General features: G+C 65.0%; 17 protein-coding genes. 11 read left to right on the top strand and 6 right to left on the bottom strand.

Annotated elements, in window-relative coordinates:
• Positions 1-93: 93 nt before the first annotated feature.
• Positions 94-2,331 (bottom strand): hypothetical protein, encoded by a 2,238-nt coding sequence (locus RMN95_RS09820; RefSeq protein ID WP_309616736.1) that lies wholly within the window; start codon positions 2,329-2,331, stop codon positions 94-96.
• Between the two features lie 31 nt (positions 2,332-2,362).
• On the opposite strand from RMN95_RS09820, the gene RMN95_RS09815 reads away from it, so the two are divergent.
• The 4 genes from RMN95_RS09815 to RMN95_RS09800 all read left to right on the top strand — a co-directional run bounded on the left by RMN95_RS09815 (position 2,363) and on the right by RMN95_RS09800 (position 7,102).
• Positions 2,363-3,118: a TetR/AcrR family transcriptional regulator gene (locus RMN95_RS09815; protein ID WP_309616735.1), complete on the top strand. Its 756-nt coding sequence runs from the start codon at positions 2,363-2,365 to the stop codon at positions 3,116-3,118.
• Positions 3,115-4,335 carry an alanine racemase gene (locus RMN95_RS09810; RefSeq protein ID WP_309616734.1) on the top strand — a complete coding sequence of 407 codons (1,221 nt, stop codon included), beginning with the start codon at positions 3,115-3,117 and terminating at the stop codon, positions 4,333-4,335. The genes RMN95_RS09815 and RMN95_RS09810 overlap by 4 nt, the downstream gene beginning before the upstream one ends.
• Positions 4,332-5,660: a D-arabinono-1,4-lactone oxidase gene (locus tag RMN95_RS09805; RefSeq protein WP_309616733.1), complete on the top strand. Its 1,329-nt coding sequence runs from the start codon at positions 4,332-4,334 to the stop codon at positions 5,658-5,660. The genes RMN95_RS09810 and RMN95_RS09805 overlap by 4 nt, the downstream gene beginning before the upstream one ends.
• Before the next feature lie 77 nt (positions 5,661-5,737).
• A complete protein-coding gene (locus tag RMN95_RS09800) occupies positions 5,738-7,102 on the top strand; it encodes a GH1 family beta-glucosidase (RefSeq protein ID WP_309616763.1) in 1,365 nt (454 codons plus the stop codon).
• Positions 7,103-7,297: 195 nt separating this feature from the next.
• Here RMN95_RS09800 and RMN95_RS09795 read toward each other — a convergent pair whose 3' ends face one another.
• From RMN95_RS09795 to RMN95_RS09785, 3 genes are all read right to left on the bottom strand, one after another.
• Positions 7,298-7,834: an adenine phosphoribosyltransferase gene (locus RMN95_RS09795; protein ID WP_309616732.1), complete on the bottom strand. Its 537-nt coding sequence runs from the start codon at positions 7,832-7,834 to the stop codon at positions 7,298-7,300.
• A 50-nt stretch (positions 7,835-7,884) separates the two neighbouring features.
• Positions 7,885-8,253 carry a hypothetical protein gene (locus RMN95_RS09790; protein ID WP_309616731.1) on the bottom strand — a complete coding sequence of 123 codons (369 nt, stop codon included), beginning with the start codon at positions 8,251-8,253 and terminating at the stop codon, positions 7,885-7,887.
• 62 nt (positions 8,254-8,315) lie between these two features.
• Positions 8,316-10,724 (bottom strand): immune inhibitor A domain-containing protein, encoded by a 2,409-nt coding sequence (locus RMN95_RS09785; protein WP_309616730.1) that lies wholly within the window; start codon positions 10,722-10,724, stop codon positions 8,316-8,318.
• A gap of 184 nt (positions 10,725-10,908) precedes the next feature.
• Here RMN95_RS09785 and RMN95_RS09780 point away from each other — a divergent pair, with 184 nt between their 5' ends.
• From RMN95_RS09780 to RMN95_RS09770, 3 genes are all read left to right on the top strand, one after another.
• Positions 10,909-11,475 (top strand): LemA family protein, encoded by a 567-nt coding sequence (locus RMN95_RS09780; RefSeq protein ID WP_309616729.1) that lies wholly within the window; start codon positions 10,909-10,911, stop codon positions 11,473-11,475.
• A gap of 38 nt (positions 11,476-11,513) precedes the next feature.
• Positions 11,514-12,407, top strand: a complete 894-nt coding sequence (locus RMN95_RS09775; protein WP_309616728.1) for a M48 family metallopeptidase — start codon at positions 11,514-11,516, stop codon at positions 12,405-12,407.
• 175 nt (positions 12,408-12,582) lie between these two features.
• Complete coding sequence (locus RMN95_RS09770; RefSeq protein WP_309616727.1) at positions 12,583-13,215, top strand: class I SAM-dependent methyltransferase; 633 nt, start codon at positions 12,583-12,585, stop codon at positions 13,213-13,215.
• Positions 13,216-13,292: 77 nt separating this feature from the next.
• On the opposite strand, the gene RMN95_RS09765 is transcribed toward RMN95_RS09770, so the two are convergent.
• Together RMN95_RS09765 and RMN95_RS09760 are read right to left on the bottom strand one after the other, a co-directional pair.
• Positions 13,293-14,417: a hypothetical protein gene (locus tag RMN95_RS09765; RefSeq protein WP_309616726.1), complete on the bottom strand. Its 1,125-nt coding sequence runs from the start codon at positions 14,415-14,417 to the stop codon at positions 13,293-13,295.
• Positions 14,418-14,516: 99 nt separating this feature from the next.
• A complete protein-coding gene (locus RMN95_RS09760; protein WP_309616725.1) occupies positions 14,517-15,830 on the bottom strand; it encodes a DNA glycosylase AlkZ-like family protein in 1,314 nt (437 codons plus the stop codon).
• 139 nt (positions 15,831-15,969) lie between these two features.
• Between RMN95_RS09760 and RMN95_RS09755 the strand changes: the two genes are divergently transcribed.
• From RMN95_RS09755 to RMN95_RS09740, 4 genes are read left to right on the top strand one after another with little or no spacing between them, the layout of a single operon-like run.
• Complete coding sequence (locus RMN95_RS09755) at positions 15,970-17,073, top strand: ABC transporter substrate-binding protein (protein WP_309616762.1); 1,104 nt, start codon at positions 15,970-15,972, stop codon at positions 17,071-17,073.
• 15 nt (positions 17,074-17,088) lie between these two features.
• A complete protein-coding gene (locus tag RMN95_RS09750) occupies positions 17,089-18,033 on the top strand; it encodes an ABC transporter permease (protein WP_397545275.1) in 945 nt (314 codons plus the stop codon).
• A complete protein-coding gene (locus RMN95_RS09745; protein ID WP_309616724.1) occupies positions 18,021-18,842 on the top strand; it encodes an ABC transporter permease subunit in 822 nt (273 codons plus the stop codon). Before RMN95_RS09750 ends, RMN95_RS09745 begins: the two co-directional genes overlap by 13 nt.
• Positions 18,839-19,924: an ABC transporter ATP-binding protein gene (locus RMN95_RS09740; RefSeq protein ID WP_309616723.1), complete on the top strand. Its 1,086-nt coding sequence runs from the start codon at positions 18,839-18,841 to the stop codon at positions 19,922-19,924. Before RMN95_RS09745 ends, RMN95_RS09740 begins: the two co-directional genes overlap by 4 nt.
• Positions 19,925-19,927 lie beyond the last annotated feature (3 nt).

Genomic DNA, 19,927 nt, shown 5'->3' with positions numbered 1-19,927 from the left:
GCCGATACGCGGCCCCGTCGACCGGCCCGAGACCACGGTGGGCGAATCTCCGTCGTTTCGGACGGTTGCGGGACGGACCGTGGCAGACGCGTCCTAGATTCGTCGGTCTGCGACGACTGCGCGGCGGGGCTCGAATGACGGCTCGATCAGCCGGATCCACGCCCAGAGCGCGAGACAGACTGCCGCGAACGCGAGCGAGAGCCCGACCAGCCACGGCACGGGGAAGGTGGCTCCGCCCGCGACGATCACGCCGGCGAGGGTTGCCGTGACGAGAGCGACAGCGACCCACGCGACCGGCGACCATTCGAAGATGAGGCGGCCAGGCATCCTGCTCACCGGCAGGGCCAGCATGACCCCAGACCCGATCGCGGCGATGCACAGGCTCGAGATGATCTCGCTGGTCAGCGACGGCAGGAATCCCTCGACGGGGCCCAGTGCGCTGTGCGCCAGCCAGGCGCCCACTCCCAGAGCCAGGGTCACGAGTAGTTGGGTTGCGGCAATCATTCCGCGGGATCGACGGTCGATCTCGACGACGAACGACGCGGCTATCACTACTCCAATAATGACCGGGGGCTGGATGCCGCCGCCTCGCGAGACGAGTGCCGAGAGTGCGGCGATGGTGAGGAACAGCGGCACGAGTCTGAGGCGCGTTGCGCCACCGAGAGCCTTCGTTGCAAGTCTCGTCGCCAGCGCAACGGAGATGCCGTTGAGTAGCAGCAGGGCGACACCGATCGCTAGGGCGAGGCGAAGGTAGCGCACCTCACCCTGGATGCCGCCAGCGAGCGCCGCGAGTGCGGCCGCAGCGCCGATCGCGCCAGCCAGGGTCAGCCGTGGTCGTAGCAGCTGGACCTCAGACGCGGTCAGCCTGCTGTGGTCGCGGGCGAAGTAGTGCCGGGGAAAGCGGCCGCGCAGGGCGGTGAGCACCAGTCGCAGCGGCATAGCTACCAGCAGGATGAAACCGCCACCGAGCGCCAGTCCCCAGAGCCAGGCGACACCGGAGCCGGTCGACCCGACGGTGGGGATTGCGGCGCCGTAATCGGTGGGAGTGCCCCAGGTGTCCAACGGAGGCAGGCCCGAAACGCCGCCCACGGGTGGCGGAAAGAGAGGAAAGGCCGGAGCGACCGTTGACGGCCGCGCACTGACCTGCGGTGGCGGTGGCGCGGTCGCGGGAACCGGTGCGGGGTCGGCGGTCTCCGGAGGGCCCGCGCCGGGGGGTGTGGGTGGCGCTGGTGCGGGCGGCGGGACAGCCGGCGTGGATGCGCCGCTCACAACGATCGCGAAGCCTGCCGTGGCGCCACTGGGATTGCCCGCAGCATCCCACTGGATCGCCTGCACGGTGTGCTGTCCGCCCCCGACCGGCGCCGCACAGCCCCAGCGCCCGCCGGCGACGCTGCTGGTGCAGACGAGCGTGCCATCGACGAACACCTCGACCCTGCCGCCGTTCTCCCCCGATCCCGCGAACGGGATCGGCTGGCTACCGGGTTGAGCCCCGGAGGTCGGCTCTGAGAATACGGGAACCGCAGGTGGGTCTTTATCGACGCGCACGGTGATCTGTCGGCTAGCCCCACCGGGCTGGGTGTCGACATCGTTCCAGGTCTGCTGAGCGTTGATGGTGTAGTCACCGGATGCGCTGACCGCCAGCGGGCATGACCAGAAGCCGTTCGGCTGCACGATGCCGGGGCAGTCGCCCACCTCGGCGCCGGTCAGGACGATGCCTGAACCGGGGAAACCCGTGCCGCCGATCAGTCCTGTCGTGACGATCGGTGAGGTGCCGCTGATGGTCGGAGCGGGCAGCACCCGGATGGTCACCTGCTTCTGCTCGGGCGCACCGGCGTCACCGGCGAAGTACTGGAAAACGGTCATCGTGTATCGCCCGGTCGGGGCGCTGAAGGTGCAGTTCCAGGTTTGGCTGTCGGGAATGACGCAATAGGGGATGCCGCCGGTGATCGACTGCACCTCAACCCGGCCGGCGGCATCCTTCGTCCCAGAGAGGGTCACCGTAGAAGACGGGAACAGCGTGTCGTTCGCCGGGCTCGAGAGTGCCAGTGGCTCCCTCGGGGCCACATCGCCGGGAGGTGCCGGAGAAGGAGAGGCAGTCGGTGCCGGGGAGGGAGCGGGAGTAGGTGCCGGTGCCGGTGCCGGAGAAGCAGTCGGTGCGGGAGTCACCGCCGGGGAGTCTGTGGCGGCCGGTTCGCTGCCCGCGACACCGTCATCGGCCCGGGCTGGCATGACGCTGGCGAAGGATAGCGCGACGGCCGCGAACAGCACGACGAGCCCCGCCCCGCGGTAGCGGACCGAGCGCCGATGGCCTTGCTCGTCGAGATACCTCACCCTGAGTCAATTCAGCAAGAGATTGACCGTCATGTCAAACTTTCCGGCGAAAATGTTGCTGAATGCTCAACTTGTCAGCGGGTCGATCGTCTGGGACAGTTGTCCCACTACCGGGACACTCAGAGAGGACGACATGCCGCGACTGCCCTCCGCTGAGCGCCGCGATCTTCTCGCCAGCGCCGCGCTGCGGGTGATCGGCGCCCAGGGCCTCGGCCAGGCCACCACGCGAGCCATCGTGGCCGAAGCCGGCATGTCCCTCGCGAGTTTTCACTACGCGTTCCGGTCTCGCGACGAGCTCCTTCTGGAGGTCATGCAACGGGTGGTGGATGCCGAAATGACGGCCGCCTTCCGCGTGGTGCGGCCGGGCAACGACATCCGGATGTCCATCGCCGCCGGACTGACGGCGTTCCTCGACTACGTCGTCAACGATCCCGGGCAGGAGCGCGCGCTGCAAGAACTCGTGCACCACGCCATGGTCACTCCGGGGCTCGAAAGCCTCGCCCGCTCCCAGTACAGCAGCTATCGTCGGGCCGTCACCACGGTTCTCGTCGAGGCGTCACGCGCGGCGGGAGTGAGCTGGTCCCGACCCGTGGCCGAGGTGGCCCGATTCGTCGTGACCTTCACCGACGGGCTCACCCTGGCCTGGCTCGCCGACCGTGACACCGCCGCAGCCAGGCGGACGATCGACCTCGCCGTCGACTCCATTGCGGCGCTCGCGATATCGCCTGCGGCCGCAGAACCTCCCCACGCGTCATCAACTTCAACCCCCGGGGGTGCCAGCGCATGAATTTGACCGTTCCCGCCTCCGAGCCATGGCTCGAACCCGCGCGGTACTGGCCGGCCCTCACCGCCGCCACCGAGGCGCTCGACACCCCCTTCGGCATCATCTCCGCCGGAGCGCTCGCGTGGAACGCCCACGACATGCTCAGGCGGTCCAACGGCACCACGATCAGGGTGGCGTCCAAGTCCGTGAGAGTCCGAGGGGTGATTGACGCTGTGCTGTCGATCCCCGGTTACCACGGCGTGCTGGCTTACACGCTCGCGGAGGGGCTGTGGCTGGCCGAGACCATCGACGACGTGGTGATCGGGTATCCCACGGTCGACCGAGCGTCGATCGCGGCGTTGGGGCAGTCATCCATACTGGCCCAACGCGTCACGATCATGATCGACACGATCGAACAATTGGACCTGGTGGATGCCGTGCTGCCGCCCGGCCAGCGTGAGAACATTCGCGTCTGCCTCGAGCTCGATGCGGCCTGGGCGTCGCGTGTGCTCGGCCACGTGGGAGTGTTCCGCTCACCCGTGCGCACGGTGGAGCAGGCGATCGACCTTGCGCGGGCCATCGTGGCTCGCGCCGGCTTCACCCTGGTGGGGATGATGGCCTACGAGTCGCAGATCGCCGGCGTGATCAACCGCCCTCGGGGCAAACCGATGCTGGGGCATACCGTCGACTGGATGCAGAAGAATTCCAGAGACGAGTTGAGCGAGCGCCGCGGCCAGGTGGTGCTCGCGCTGCGCGATCTCACCGAACTGGAGTTCGTCAACGGGGGCGGCACCGGCTCACTGGAGAGCACGGCATCCGACCCTGCCGTGACCGAGATCGCGGCGGGGAGCGGACTGTTCGGTCCGCACCTGTTCGATGGCTACGGCCACTTCCAGCCCGCTCCCGCCGCGGCCTTCGCCCTCTCGGTCGTGCGCAAGCCCACGCCGGAGATGGCCACTCTTCTGGGCGGTGGCTGGATTGCGTCCGGGCCACCGGCCGCCGACCGGCTTCCGCGGGCGGTCTGGCCGGAGGGGCTGGGATTCGTGGCGCGTGAGATGGCGGGCGAGGTGCAGACCCCGCTGACGGGTGCGGCGGCTCTTGCGGTGGGGGATCGGGTGTGGATGCGCCACACCAAGGCGGGCGAAGTGAGCGAGCACCTGACTGAATTCGCCATTGTTGATGAGGGTAGGGTCACCGAGATGATGCCCACCTATCGAGGCGAGGGAAAGGCCTTCCTGTGACGATCAAAACTGCAGTGCCCATGAAGGCGGGCCGCCCGTGGCAGAACTGGGGGCGTTCGGTGAGCGCGCATCCGGAGTTCATGACTCAGGCCGCGTCGATCGATGACGTGGTGGGCGCGGTGAATTTTGCCCGGGATGCCGGTCTCACCCTCAAGCCGGTCGGAGCAGGCCACAGCTTCACCGCCATCGCGTCCACCGACGGCGTGCAACTCGACGTGTCGTCGCTGGACGGGCTGGTCGCCGTCGACGGCGAGCTGGTGACATTTGGAGCAGGAACGCATTTGCACCAGATTCCCGCACTGCTGGCGCCGTACGGGCTCGCACTCGAGAACATGGGCGACATCGACCAGCAGACCATCGCCGGGGCAACGTCGACCGGCACGCACGGCACCGGCGCGTCGTTCGGGGGCCTCTCCCGGCAGATCGAGGCGTTGACGATGGTGACCGCGGACGGCGCGTTAGTGCGCGCCAGTGCGACCGAGAACGCCGAGCTGCTGCCAGCAGCGCGGCTCGGCCTGGGTGCGCTCGGAGTGGTGGTCGAGACCACGCTGCGCTGCGTCCCCGACTTCATGTTGAACGCGGTCGAGCGAGCCGAGCCGCTGGAGGAGGTGCTCGACAACTGGCTGGAGCGCGCCAGCTCTGTCGACCATTTCGAGTTCTTCTGGTTTGCCCACACCACCTCCGCACTGACCAAGACGAACACCCGGCTGCCGGCAGACACTCCCCGCATGACCCAGCGTCGCCTGGCGGCCTGGATCGACGACGAGCTGCTGCCCAACCGGCTTTATGCGGTGCTGTGCGAACTGGGTGCCAGATTCCCGGCCACCACTCCACCCCTGAACCGGCTGTCCGAACGGCTCGTCGCCACGCGTGAGGTCACCGATTGCTGGTATTCGGTCTTCACCTCGCCTCGGCGAGTGCGCTTCCGTGAGATGGAGTACGCCATCCCTCGCGCGAACGTACCGGATGCCCTGCGCGAGATCCGCGCCACCATCGAGCGCAACGGCTGGCGCATTACGTTCCCCGTCGAAGTGCGCACCACCGCATCCGACGACAACTGGATGTCGACCGCATACGGCCGCGACACCGGCTACATCGCGGTGCACCGGTACTACCGGGAAGACCCAACGGAGTATTTCGCCGCGGTCGAAGCCATCATGATCGACTTCGGCGGGCGCCCGCACTGGGGCAAGATGCACACTCGCGGGGCCTCAGACCTGCGCCCGCTGTACCCACGATTCGACGACTTCCTGGCGATTCGGGACAGGCTCGACCCCGGACGGCTTTTCGCAAATGACTACCTGCGGAAGGTACTGGGCGAATGAGCGATAGCCTGCGCGGAATCACCCGCCGCAGCACGCAGAGCGAGTGGCTGCACGATCCTGCGGGCTTCGCCGCCACCATGCCGGACGGGTTCGAAGTCGGAGTTTCGACCGCAGCATTCCAGATCGAGGGAGCCGTTCGCGACGACGGCCGCGGCCCGTCGACCTGGGACGAGTTCATGGCCCAGCCCGGGCGCATCGCCGACGGCTCCGACGCATCCATTGCCACCGACCACTACCACCGCTACCGCGAAGATGTCGGGCTGATGAAAGAGCTCGGTGTCGACTCGTACCGGTTCTCGCTCGGCTGGCCGCGCATCCAGCCCGGGGGAGTGGGGGGCGCCAACCGGGCCGGCATCCAGTTCTACGATCGCCTTCTCGACGAATTGCTGGCCGCCGGCATCAGGCCCATGGCCACCCTCTTTCATTGGGACATGCCCGAACCCCTGCAGCATAAAGGTGGGTGGATGACCCGTGACACCGCCTCTCGCTTCGCCGACTTCGCTCTACTCGCCGGTGAGGCGTTCGGCGACCGCGTCGATAAATGGGTCACCATCAACGAGCCCACCACGGTCACCCTCAACGGGTACGCTCTCGGAATCCATGCTCCGGGCGCGACGCTCATGTTCGACTCCCTACTGTCGGCGCATCATCAGTTGCTGGGCCACGGCCTGGCCGTACAGGCGCTGCGATCGGTCGGGGTCACGGGCGGCATCGGCATCACGAACGTGCATTCGCCGGTGCATCCCGCCAAAGACACCATGAGAAACAGGGCGCACGCCGAGGTGTTCGACCTCATCCACAACCGGATCTTTGCCGACCCCGTGCTGCTGGGGCGATACCCGCGATTCCCACTACTGTCGCGCAAGCTCTTCGCTCCCCTTATCGAAGTGGATGACGCCGACCTGAAGATCATCGCGCAACCGCTCGACTTCTACGGTCTCAACTACTACATGCCCACGCGGATCGGTTCTGGCCCGCCCGCCGATGACACCACTCCCGATGGAGTCGCTGCCGGAGTGCGTCTACTGCCGTTCCATATCCAGGCCTGGCCGGAGTACCCGACCACCGCCTTCGGCTGGCCGATCGCGCCCGAGTTTCTCACCGAGACGCTGGAGGACTACGCCACTCGCTACCAAGGTGTTCTGCCGCCGGTCTACATCACGGAGGGCGGCGCGAGCTTCGACGATGTGGTCGCCGCGGACGGCTCAGTGGATGATGCTGACCGTGCCAGCTACCTGGCCGAGCATCTCGCGGCCGCGTTCGCCGGGGTGGAAGGCGTCGACCTGCGCGGGTACTACGTGTGGACGCTGCTCGATAACTGGGAGTGGGCGGCCGGCTTCGAGCAGCGGTTCGGCCTCATCCACGTCAATGCCGAAACACAGCAGCGCACCCCGAAACGGTCGTACGCCTGGCTACAGCATGTTCTGCGCGAGCGGCGCTAGCATCCTTGTCCCGCCCCTGCCACGGCTGACTGCCGCGGCTGTCTCCTCTCATTATTCAGGAGGTTGTGGGGTTGATGAGGGCTGAAGGGATTTTGGTTACCTCACTGGCCACTTCAGTCCCTCTGGTCCCTCAACCTCCTGAATAATGAAAGGCAGCGGGTCGGCCGCCGGGGGCGCGTGGCGGCGGCACGGGGGTTAGGCGATGACGAGGGACCGGATGTCGCGGCCCGGCAGTGCGGCGCGTCCACCCAGCCCGTCGAGCTCGAGTACTACGCTCGCGCCGGCCACGGTCCATCCGGCGCGCTCCACGAGTGTCGTCGCGGCGGCAAGTGTTCCGCCGGTGGCCAGGATGTCGTCGAGCACCAGCACGCGGCATGCTGGAGGCAAGTCGTGCGGCTGCACTTCGAGTGTGGCCTGGCCATATTCGAGCAGGTAGCCCTGGGCCAGGACCTCCCGCGGAAGCTTGCCGGCCTTACGGATGACCGCGACACCCACACCCAGCGCATAGGCCGCCGCCGCGGCAAGCAGAAACCCGCGGGCCTCGACCCCGGCGACGACATCGACTGCGCCCCTGAAGGGCTCGACCAGCGCATCGGTGATGAGTTTCAGGGCCCGCCCATCGGCAAACACCGGGGTCAGGTCACGAAAGACAATGCCGGGCTTCGGGAAGTCGGGCACCAGTACCGTCAGTTCGTCGACAGCGCGAGCGGCAGAGTCAAAGGTGGATGTCACCTGCTGAGCCTATGCGCACCAGCTCGCTTCGCTCCTGGCCAGCATCTCTCCTAGCCAGCATCGACGCTGAGCAGTCGCATCAGGATGCCCGGCCCGCAGTCTGCCGTGAATGCGGCGGGGCTCACCTGCACCGTGAGCGTCTGGCCCTCGGTGAGGGTGAGTCCGGCTTCGGAGTAGAGCGCGAGTTCAGCGCCATCGTCCGTGACAAACCCGTAGCAGGGACCGTTCCCGCCCACGGTCACGGTACCCGTGCGCCGCGATGCCCCCTGCACATCAGTGGGGTCCTTCGGAGGCGCTGTCGGGGGAAGGATCGTTGGCGGTGTGGTCGACGAGAGGGGCGGATCGGTGGGATCCGACGAGTTCACGCCGGACCCCACGCCAGCACACCCCGCGAGCGCCAGTCCGGTGAGCAGGAGCATGGCTCCTGCCCATCGAACCCGCGCTGCGCGAGAGATGACCGGCTTCCCATGAATGATTCGGCTCAGCTCCTCGGTGTCGTGCCGGAGAATCGAACCGTCATCGACGTGCCGTTCTGTTTGGTGACCTCGATTTTCACGCCCGCGTTCGCGACCTTCACTCCCTGCCCGATCGCCGAGATCCCGTCCCAGTTCAGCGTGTCGTCGAAGAGCGGCTGTGGAGCCTGTCCGCGAATGTATGACGCCTTGCTGTTGAGGTGCAGCGTGAACGAAGCGGCCTTCTTCAGGCTAAACGGTGCGTCGTAGAGCTGGATGCGGTTTCGCCACGGTGTGCCATTGAGGTTATTGATCGGTTGTGGATGAGCGTCAACGTAAAGGTTCCGCCCCTCACTTGGGTGCACGCTGACATTATTGTCGGACTGGGAGGTGTCCCAGTATGAGATCATCAGGCCTTGGCCGTAAGGGAAATGCTCGACAAAGTCGGGCTTCGTGTTGGCGAAGCCGAAGTTGTACGGTCCCGTTTTGAGATAGCGGTCATAACCCACGTACGAGCGGTTGCCGGCGATGTAGTAGTTGTCGAACTCCGCCGTCTCGACGCCCGTGGTGCGCACGAATCCGCTGGCAGTCCAGCCCGGATCGAGAGTTTCTGCCCCGTCCGTGAACAGGACCGAGGTCGCAGTTGCGATGCTCACCTCGTCGATGAAGAGGCCCGACGGCAGCTTGGCATCGGTGCCCTGGGCCGCTCCATCACTCACGTAGCTGAATCGCACTCCGACTGTCTTGCCCGCGAATGCGGTCATGTCAAAGGTGGCAGGAACCCAGCCAGCGCTCAGGCCGTCGATGCCGTTGCCCTCAGCAGGGTTGGCGATCGAGCCGGGTATTGCTTTCCAGCCCGTACCGTCGTCCACCTCGATGTACGCGTAGTCACACGGATCCGGTCCACAGTCCTCAATGTTCCAGTTGGCCTGGAACGTGAGGGTCGCGGGATCGGCGGGAAGAGTAACGCTTCGCGCCAGCGTTTGGTCGAGGTCGTTGCCCTGGCCGCTCCACCACTCGTACGTTCCGGCTATCGGCGTGACGAGTTGGTTGGTGACAACTTTCTTGGGTAGCACGACGACGGCGGCTTGTGCCTTGGCCGAGTTGTACTCCTCCGGTCCGAGTTCGAGAGTTTTCTCCTCCCCGGCGAGGACGATTTCGTAGTCGAGCCAACCCAGCTGCAGCTTCTCCCATGCGCCCATGTCTCCCGGCTTCTCGCCGAGAGCCTGGCCCGCCGCGCCCAGGCGGCTCTGTGACATCAGGGTCCACCACTCGTTGTTGTTGCTCGGGCCACCCGCGGTGTCGTAATCGTCGGGAAGACCCAGGTCGTGACCGTACTCGTGGGCAAAAACGCTCAACCCGCCGTTCTCCGGCTGGATGGTGTAGTCACCGACCCATACGCCCGTGTCGGCAATCTGTGTCCCACCGAGCAGATTGCCGTCGGGGCCCGATTGTCCGGACTGGTTGAAGTAGGCGTACCAACGGTGACTCCAGATAGCATCCTCGCCCTGGTTCGGGTCACCGTCAGCCTGGTCACCGCCCGAGTGCACGACCTGGAAGTGGTCGATGTATCCATCTGGCTCGTTAAAGTCGCCGTCGAGGTCGAAGTCGTAGCGGTCCCACAGGTCGTAGGTGGCCAGCGTCTCCTTGATTTGCGCGTCGGTTTGACCCGCCAGCTTTTGGTCGGCAACCCATTGGTTGACTCCGTCCCGCACGAGGTCCCACGTGTTGCTGCAGACATTCGATGCGCACGGGAATCCGTCGGAGCGGCCGTAGCGTGCTTCGTTGAAGGGAACCTTGACCCAGTCAGAGACTTGACCGTCGACGCTGTATCGCCCGGAGGACTGGGCTTCATAGTAGGTCTTCAGCGATTCAACGCCAGTCCCGGTGCCGAAGTAGAGGTCTCGGTAGTGTTGCGGGCTGTAGTCGGCCTGCCACACCGTGCTGTTGTCCAGCGTGCGATTGGGTTGCGGGATGGCGTTGTGAAGCGGACCGTTGAACACTGCCGGCCCCGGGGTGGTGGGGTCAGTGTCCTGGTCGGGGTAGGCCGGATCGCGCTGGTCGCCGAATTCGGTCAGGATCACGAAGATCTTGTCGGTTTTCTCACGCTCGATCTCGACGAACTTATCCTGCTTTCCCTCGCGAGCGGTCCCATCGAGTTTGACGACGGTGCTCCCTTCACTCTGGGTCGCGGTGGCCTCGCCGTTGAGAACCTGCTGCACCGCTTCTTCGCGGAGCTCACGCCGCTTATCCTCGGCAGGGTTGAGTAACTCGTCTGACGGGGGTGCGGCGACCGAGGTGTCTTCCGGAGGCGCGGCCGTCGGCGGTGAGGCGGACGCCGTCAGCGGACTGCCCCCCACCAGACCAGCAGCGACAAGAGCCGCTCCGACCAGGGTTGTCACTAGTGTCGAGATTTTTCGGCTGGGCTTGTAGCTCACAGACTGGTCCTTTTCGTGGAGGGACGGGGTCGTCCCCAAGGTTGAAATACACAACGCCCCTAACATAACTTTCGGTCTACCCCCAAAAGAGGGGAGGACATAACGTTTGCATAACGAGATTCGGTGTGGTGACGGCCTTCGTGCCACGAGACCCATTGACATGAGCTTCAGTTATGATCTGCCTATGGAATTCCTCATTGTCATTGGCGTTATCGTCCTTCTCGTCGTGATCGTGGGTATCTACCTGTGGTCGACCTACAACTCTTTGGTGACACTCAATGTTCGCGTTGACGAGGCGTGGAGCGACATCACAGTCCAGCTCAAGCGTCGTGCCGACCTGCTGCCCAACCTCATCGAGGCCGTAAAGGGCTACGCGGCGCATGAGAAGGGCGTGTTCGAAGCAGTTACCAAGGCTCGCGCCGAGACCCTGAGCGCGCAGGGTCCGGTGGATGCGGCAGCCGCCGAAAACCATATGCAGAGTGCGCTGAAGAGCATCTTCGCCGTCGCCGAGGCGTACCCGCAACTGCAGGCCAGCCAGAACTTCCTTCAGCTGCAGGGCGAGCTGGTCGACACCGAAGACAAGATCCAGGCCTCGCGCCGCTTCTACAACGGCGGCGTTCGTGAGCTGAACACGAAGATCAAGGTGTTCCCGAACACGCTATTCGTGCGCAAGCTCGGCTTCACCGAGCGCGAGTTCTTTGAGGTGACGGATGCCGCGGCGATCGCCGAGCCGCCCCGGGTGCAGTTCTAACCACTGCCCCATGCCGAGAGTATGAGCTGGAAGACTAGATGTATCGCGCCATAGCGAAGAACAAACGCAACACGGTATTCATCATCATCCTGTTCGTGATCATCATCGGGTTCCTGGGTTTTGCCCTGAGCTTCCTGATGGGTGGAGACCCGCTCACGATCACCATCGGCACGGTGATCGGCGCCGGCATCTTCACGATCATTCAATACTTCGCCGCGTCCGGCCAGGCGCTCTCGCTGAGCGGCGCGAGGGAGATCCAGAAGGCAGACAACCCGCGCCTCTACCGCATCGTCGAGAACCTGTCGATCACGACGGGTACACCCATGCCGAAGGTGTACATCGTCGACGACCCGGCGCCGAACGCATTCGCTACGGGCCGTGATCCCCAGCACGCCGTAGTCGCAGCGACTACGGGCATCCTGGAAATTCTGGATGATGGCGAGCTTGAAGGTGTCATGGCGCACGAGATGGGCCACGTCCAGAACTATGACATCCGGGTCTCGATGATCGTGTTCGGCCTCGTCGTGGCGGTCGGTTTCATCTCGGACATTGCTCTGCGATTCACCCTGTTCGGTGGCCGCGGGAACAACAACAACAACGGCGGTGGAAATCCGATCATGATCGTCGTCGGTATCGCCGCGCTGGTCATCTCGCCGCTAGTCGCTGCGGCCGTGCAGGCGTCGATTTCTCGCCAGCGCGAATATCTGGCGGATGCCACGGGGGCGCTGACCACGCGGCATCCGGATGCCCTCGCCAGTGCGTTGCAGAAACTCGCCGACTACAGTCGGCCGATGCGGCGACAGAATTCCACCATGGCGCACATGTGGATCTCGGATCCGACCAAGCCCGGCATCATGGACCGGCTGTTCAGCACCCACCCGCCGCTGGCGGATCGTATCGCGCGCCTCGGAAAGATCGGCGGCGGGTTCTAGGCCCATCGCTTGCGGACGTGCACCATCGAGAACGCCACTTGTGCGGGGTTGCCGCGGGCTGAGGCAGCATATTTGGCGTTCTCGGCGCAGAATTCTGCTTCGGTGGCGCAGCGGGCGCCGTGAAAAGCGCGCACGGCACCGTTAGCGCATCCAGCCACTTGGTAGGGTTCTGCGCGTGAGTGAACCCGACGACGTGCGCGCCACCCGAGCTGCCTACGATCTGGTTGCCTTCGACTATGTGGAGTTGCTCCGCGCGGAGCTTGCCGATAAGCCTGCCGACCGCGCGATGCTCTGTCTCTTCGCCGAACTGGTGCACGGCCCTGTGGCGGACATCGGATGTGGACCTGGGCGAGTCACGGCCTATCTCGCCGAGCTTGGGGTGGACACGTTCGGCATCGACCTGTCTCCGGGCATGGTCCAGGTCGCCCGCCGCGAACACCCCGCGCTGCGATTCGAGGTTGGCGCGATGGAGTCGCTGGAGACTCCGGATGCCGCTCTCGGCGGCATCGTGGCCTGGTACTCGATCATCCACACCCCGGCCTCCCGGCTGCCGGCGGTCTTCGCCGAATTCCACCGCGTGCTCACTGCGGGGGGATTGCTCCTGCTCGCGTTCCAGATCGGCGACGAGCCGCGCCACCTGTCCCACGCCTACGGGCACGACATCGCGCTCGACGCAGACCGGCTCCAGCCCGAGAGCATCGCAGGCCTCCTCGCGGCGGCAGGTTTCGCCGTCGAGGCGCAGCTCATCCGCGAGCCCGACACGTCGGAGAAGACACCGCAGGCATTTATGCTCGCGCGAATAGCCTGACATTGCAGGCGGTTTCCCCCTGGCTTCCACCGCACACGGGCACCTTCGTACGAAGCCCCCACCCTGCGGCGAGGCGGTCAGCCGTTGATGCGGGCCGCGATGACACCGGCCAGGGCAATGGCGCGATCGTGCGCAACGTTCAACTCACCCGAACTGGCGTAACCGTCTACCTGGACCCAATTTCCGCCGATGACCAGGTCGACGACGCAGTGTGAATCGTCGTCTGCGCATCGGAGGAATGCCTTATCGCTCGTTGCGAGGTCGGGAATGGCGACAGGGGTCACGCCTGATGGGTTGGTTGTGCTGGGAAGTAACTTCTCAGCTGCCCATGCGCCTCCAGGGAGCCAAGAGAGCCCGCCATAGTAGGTCTCTTCGTCGTTGGCCGACCAGGAGCAACGCCCGCCTCCACTCTCGACCGTAGCTCCTGCCCACATGCTCCAGCCGCCGCCGGGCTTGTGAACGCTGGGTTCATTCGTCAGAGCGAGGGCCGACTGAACGTCAGACACGGGAATTATTAGTTCGCAATCAGCCCCGAGTGCGATGGTGCCCTCGGGAGGAGACCATCTCGGTGCGGGTGCGCCGAGGGCAGACATAAGTGAGTCGACCGAGTTGAAGAATTCCAACACGAGCGCGGGAGGCAGGTCGGAGGTCGGGTCATCAAAGATAACTCCGTGCATCTCAACGCTCAGCCAGTAGCCGTTGACCAGCGTGTCGAGGCCGCACGTTGGCCCTGACGCAGAACACTGCACGCCAGAAGCTGGCCCATATATCGTCTCAAATTTGGCGAATTGAGTGTCTGCTTCCGGAAGAATCATGATCGACGTGCCGATGTAGGGGATTCCTGAACCCCCTGACGACGAGAAAGTTGACACTCCGTTCGACCAATCGCACACGAGACCGCCCATCGCCTCGATGTAGGTGAGTCGCGGTAGTTCTGGCGACTGCTCGGAGTAGTTTGCCAGCGGATCTTGTTTCTCAATTGGTCCGCCGATGAACGCTGCCACGGCCGCTGTCGATGCCAGTGAATCGCAGTCGAGGTCGAACCGGGTTTCCGGGGCGCCTGCTTCAGGGGTAGCGGTCGGGCTGGGTACTGCCGTTGCCGTTGGGGAAGCAGATGGAGTCGTCTGTGGTTGAGTGATACATCCCGTGAGGGCACCCACGAGCACGAACAGCGTTGCGGCGACGAGTGCACGTTGGGTCATATTCGAGACTCTATGGTTACCGCCCAGACCATCACCATCACCATTAAAAACGAGACATAATCGTTATTTTTCTCTGTCGATGGTAGTTGCATCAAGAATTCACCCGCCCAGCGCCCCCGCAAGCTCGGCGCTCAGATCGCCTGGGCCCACCACGGTGATCCGCTCCATGCCCTGCCAGTGCGCCGTGTCGCGCAGGAGCGCGGCAACGCGTTCCAGGTCGATGATCGCATCGGCCTCCCGCCAGGCCGACTGCACGAGTAGCACCGAGTTCTGCCGATCGGTCTTGAGGTCGATGCGGCCCACAATCGCGTCATCCATCAGCAGGGGAAGCGTGTAATAGCCGAAGATTCGTTTCGACGCGGGGGTGTAGATCTCAATTCGGTAGTGGAAGCCGAACATCCGCAGGGCACGCGCACGTGCCCAGACGATCGGGTCGAAAGGGGAGAGAAGCGCACTGTGTTCGATGCGGCGCGGGATGCGCGCATCCCGGTGCAGGAAGGCCGGTGCGCCCCAGTCGTTGCCCCCGCCGCGATCGCCGCCTTCGCCGGCGCTGCGGCCCGTACCTTGGCCAGCACGTCTGCCAGCACGGCCGCGAGCACCCACGGTGACCGGCAGCAGGTCACCCGAGTCGATGAGCTCGCCGATCGCTGCCTTCGTCAGCGCCTGGGGCAGTCGCCAGTAGTCCGCGATATCGCGCACGGTTCCGATGCCCAACGCCTGCGCCCCCGATCGAACCAGTTCACGCACCGCGTCATGCTTCGGGATGCTCCGGTCAATGATCTCGGCGGGCAGCTGATGCTCGGCCAGCGCGTATATGCGCTCGAAGCGGGTGCGACCCGCGGTGACCACCTCGCCGGTCATGAAGAGACATTCGAGCCCGGTCTTGACGTCAGACCAGCCCCACCACGGGCCTTTACGCACGTTGGCGTCGTGCTCGATTTTCCCAGCGGCCAGCGGGCCCTTCGCGGCCAGTTCGGACCGCAGGAACTCGAGCATGGGGCCGTTGGCGTTGGCCCATCGGCCCCAGTTGCTCGTGGGCGTGCGCCGGGCATCCATCGCCCAACGCCACAGCGGCCAGGATTGCACCGGGATGATCGCCGCTTGGTGTGCCCACGCCTCGGTGTAGTGCGAGCGCGGGCCGAACGTAAGCCTGTCGAGCAGTGCCTTGTCGTAGCCGCCGAGTCGCGCGAACACGGGCAGGTAGTGGCTGCGTTCGAACACGTTGACCGAGTCAAGCTGCAGCACGCCGAGCTTCTGGATGAGCAGATTGAGCTGTCGTGTACCCGTGCCAGTGCTCCCCGCGCTGGCGGTGCGGCCGAAGCCCTGGGCGGCCAACGCGATGCGCCGTGCCTGCCCCGCTGACACGGTGTCGACCATGTTCCGACCGTACTCGCCGCCACTGACAGGCGACATTCGCCCACCGTTCACCCGACGGATGCCAGCGCGTCGCCTGCGCTGCCTAGCGTTCTCAGCAGTCAACCGGTTTTATCATGTCCGCTTCACCCGCAGCGCGGGCAGCCGGGAGGCACGAAAAGAGGAACCCTTGTTGAGAATGCGCCACTTCGCCGGCATTGCGGTCATCGCTGCCGCCGCGATCACACTCAGCGCCTGCGCTGCGAGCACCCCCGCGGCATCCGACGTGGATGCCACCACCGCCACCAGCGCTGACGACTTTGGCGGAATGGATGCCCTCATCGAGGCCGCCAAGGCGGAGGGCCAGCTCAACGTCATCGCCCTCCCGGACAACTGGGCCAACTACGGCGAGATAAAGGCTCTATTCGAGGAGAAGTACGGCATCACGGTCAACTCGGCCGACCCCGATATCTCGAGCGCCGAGGAGATCGCTGCTGCCGATAACCTCAAGGGCCAGGACACCGCCCCCGACGTCTTCGACCTCGGAACTGCCGTGACCCTCGACAGCCTTAACTACTTCGCGCCATACCAGGTCGCCAACTGGGATGAGATCCCCGCCGAGAACAAGGAGGAGACCGGACTCTACGTCAACGACTACACGGGCAGCATGTCGATCGGGTATGACTCGAACTCGGTTCCGAAGCCCACCAGCCTCGATGACCTGCTCGGCTCCGAGTACAAGGGCGCCGTCGCGCTGAACGGCGACCCGACCCAGGCCGGCGCAGCGTTCGCCGCCATCGGGCTCGTCACCGTGCAGCAGGGCGGAACTCTCGACGACTTCACCCCCGGCATCGAGTTCTTTTCCGAACTGAACAAGGCGGGCAACTTCCTGCCCGTCAACGCCACGGGAGCGACGATTGCCGCGGGCGAGACCAAGGTCGTCTTCGACTGGAGCTACAACAACCTCTCTGCTGCGGCCACGGTCGACGGCTGGGAGGTGACCACGCTTCCGGGCGAGGTCTACACCAGCTTCTACAACCAGGCCATCAGCAAGGATGCCCCACACCCCGCCGCCGCTCGCCTGTGGCAGGAGTTCATCTACAGCGCAGAGGCCCAGAACCTCTTCATCAAGGGTGGCGCCTACCCGGTCACGATCCAGACGCTTCAGGATGCCGGCACCGTCGACACCGCAGCGCTCGACACTCTCGGTGAGCTGAAGGGCGACCTCGTCACCCCGACACCCGAGCAGGCCGAGGCGAACGCCGCCATCCTCGCAGAGAAGTGGGCTGCGGCGATCAGCTAGCAGTCAACATCCACTGTGTCTGTCGTACCTGCGCCAGCACTGATCAGCGGTGACGCCGAGGCCGGGCCTCGGCGTCACCCGCTCTCAGAGCCGGTCCCCCGTCACCCCGCACGTCGGAGTCTCGGCACATATCTCGGGCTCACCCCGTTCGCCCTCTACGTGATCCTGTTCCTGGTCATCCCCACGGTTCTCGCCGTCACGACCGGTTTCTTTACCGAGGATGGCAGCGTCACTCTCGACAACATTGCCGGGATCTTCGCCCCGAACGTGCTCTCCACGTTCGGTAGTTCATTCCTTGTCTCGGCCGTGACCGCCGTGATCGGTGCCGTGATCGGCGCTCTCGTCTGTTACGCGCTTCTCGGCACTGGGGCGGAGGGCACGCTTCGATCCACCATCGATTCGATCTCCAGCGTGCTCGCCCAATTCGGCGGGGTCATGCTCGCGTTCGCCTTCATCGCGACTATCGGAACCCAGGGCCTGGTCACGAGGTTCCTCGCTGACGCGTTCGGCATTGACCTTTTCGCAAGCGGCCCCTGGCTCTACCAGGTGCCGGGCCTTGTTGTCGTCTACGTCTACTTCCAGGTTCCACTCATGATCATCACGTTTATGCCGGCCCTTGAGGGTCTTAGGACCACCTGGGCAGAGGCCAATGCCACACTGGGCGGCACCCGTGTGACCTATTGGACCCGCATCGCCATCCCCGTGCTTGCGCCGTCGTTTATCGGCAGCCTGCTGTTGCTGTTCGCGAACGCGTTCTCGTCGTACGCCACCGCCGCCGCGCTGGTCAGCCAGGGTTCACCCATCGTGCCCCTGCAGATCCGCGGGGCCCTCGTCAGCGAGACGGTGCTGGGTCGCGAGAACATGGCTGGTGCCCTTGCGTTCGGGATGATCGCGGTCATGATCATCGTGATGTGGGGCTATTCGGTGCTGCAGTTACGCACGTCCAGGTGGCAGAAGTGACGGCGGCGTCCCGACTCGGCACCGAGCCGAACAAAGTCACCCGTGGAGTGATCCTGGGCGTCGTCGGAGCGGTCTTCGCCATCCCGCTCATAGCCCTACTTCAGTTCACCTTCCGGGACGGCCTCGGCGGCGGGTACACCCTGGAGCACTGGAACAACCTCATCGGAGAGGATGCCGCGCGCACCTATCGCAGCCTGTTCCAGGCAATCGGCAACTCGGTGGTCCTCGCCATCGTCACTGTCGGCATCGTGCTCGTGCTGCTGCTTCCGACGATGATCCTGGTGCACATCCAGTTTCCGAAGTTCTCGCGGGTGCTCGAGTTCATCTGCATCATCCCGATCACCGTGCCTGCGATCGTGCTGGTCGTGGGCCTCGCGCCCGTCTACGGGGTCGTTGTCAGGATCTTCGGCAGCGGCGCGTGGACGCTTGCCTTCGCCTACGGCATCACCGTGTTGCCCTATGCGTACAGGGCGATCCAGTCCAACCTCGACGCGATTCCCGCGGTGATGCTCAGCGAGGCCGCGCGCTCACTCGGGGCGGACTGGCCGACAGTGCTGCGGCTCGTGCTGCTTCCAAACCTGCGCAGGGGAGTGCTGGCCGCATCCTTCATCTCCGTCGCCGTGGTGCTGGGCGAGTTCACCATCGCCAGCCTCCTGAACCGCACGAACCTGCAGACCGCGCTCCTGCAGATATCCCAGTCAGACCCCTACGTCGCGGCAATCTTCGCGTTCCTCGCGCTGGCCGTCGCATTCGGTCTGCTCCTTCTCATCGGCAGACTCGGTGCCTCACGCAAACGGAGTAGAGAATGACCAGCAGCATCCCCATCGCCAGTACCATCGCGCCCTCCCTGTCTGCCTCCACTGGCGCCACGGTCGAGTTGATCGGTGTGGTGAAGAACTATGGCACGCACCGGGCACTCAACTCGATCGACTTCTCGATCACGCCGGGTGAGTTCGTCGCGCTGCTCGGCCCCTCGGGCTGCGGCAAGACCACCGCCCTCCGCGCGCTGTCCGGTCTCGAACTCATCGACGGGGGTCGCATCGTCATCGACGGCGACGATGTCGCGGGGGTGCCGACCAATAAGCGCGACATCGGAATGGTGTTCCAGTCGTACTCACTATTCCCACACCTGACGGCGATCGAGAACATCGAATTCGGGCTCAGGATGCGCAGGGTCTCCGCCAGCGAGCGCCGCGGGCGAGCCACCGAAGCACTCGACATGGTCGGTCTCGCCTCGTTCGCCGAACGTTTTGCGCACCAGCTCTCCGGGGGGCAGCAGCAGCGTGTTGCCCTTGCGCGGGCCTTAGTGACCCGCCCACGCGTGTTGCTGCTCGATGAGCCGCTGAGCGCACTCGACGCGAAGGTGCGGGTGCAGTTGCGCGACGAGATCCGGCGCATCCAGATCGAACTGGGCATCACCACGGTCTTCGTCACGCACGACCAGGAGGAAGCGCTCGCCGTCGCCGATCGGGTTGCGGTGATGCGCGAGGGTGTCATCGAGCAGATCGGTACCCCCGAAGAGTTGTACTCGGCGCCGAGCACCCCGTTCGTCGCCGACTTCGTGGGGCTGAGCAATCGAATTGCCGCCGAACTGGTGGACGGCCGGGTGATCGTCCACGGCGCGAGCATGGCATTGCTCGGCGAACCGATGGCCGACGGCCCCGTTACCGCCTTCGTCCGCCCGGAGAACGTCGAGATCGTCAGTTCCGGAGTCCCGGCCACCGTCGTCTCGTCGAGCTTTCTCGGCAGCCTGCGCCGCACCCAAGTGATTCTGTCCGACGATTCGCTGCTCTCGATCCAGCACCATGTCGACCTCCGGCCACAGCAGGGTGACCCCGTCTTCGTGCGTCTCACCGCGTCGCCGGTGAGTGCGGTGCGGCGAACATTGTGACCT

It is taken from the genome of Salinibacterium sp., assembly GCF_031364185.1.
Lineage (GTDB): Bacteria > Actinomycetota > Actinomycetes > Actinomycetales > Microbacteriaceae > Rhodoglobus.
The sequence above is the reverse complement of the archived record's forward strand: the minus strand, read 5'-3'. Positions and strand labels throughout refer to the sequence as shown.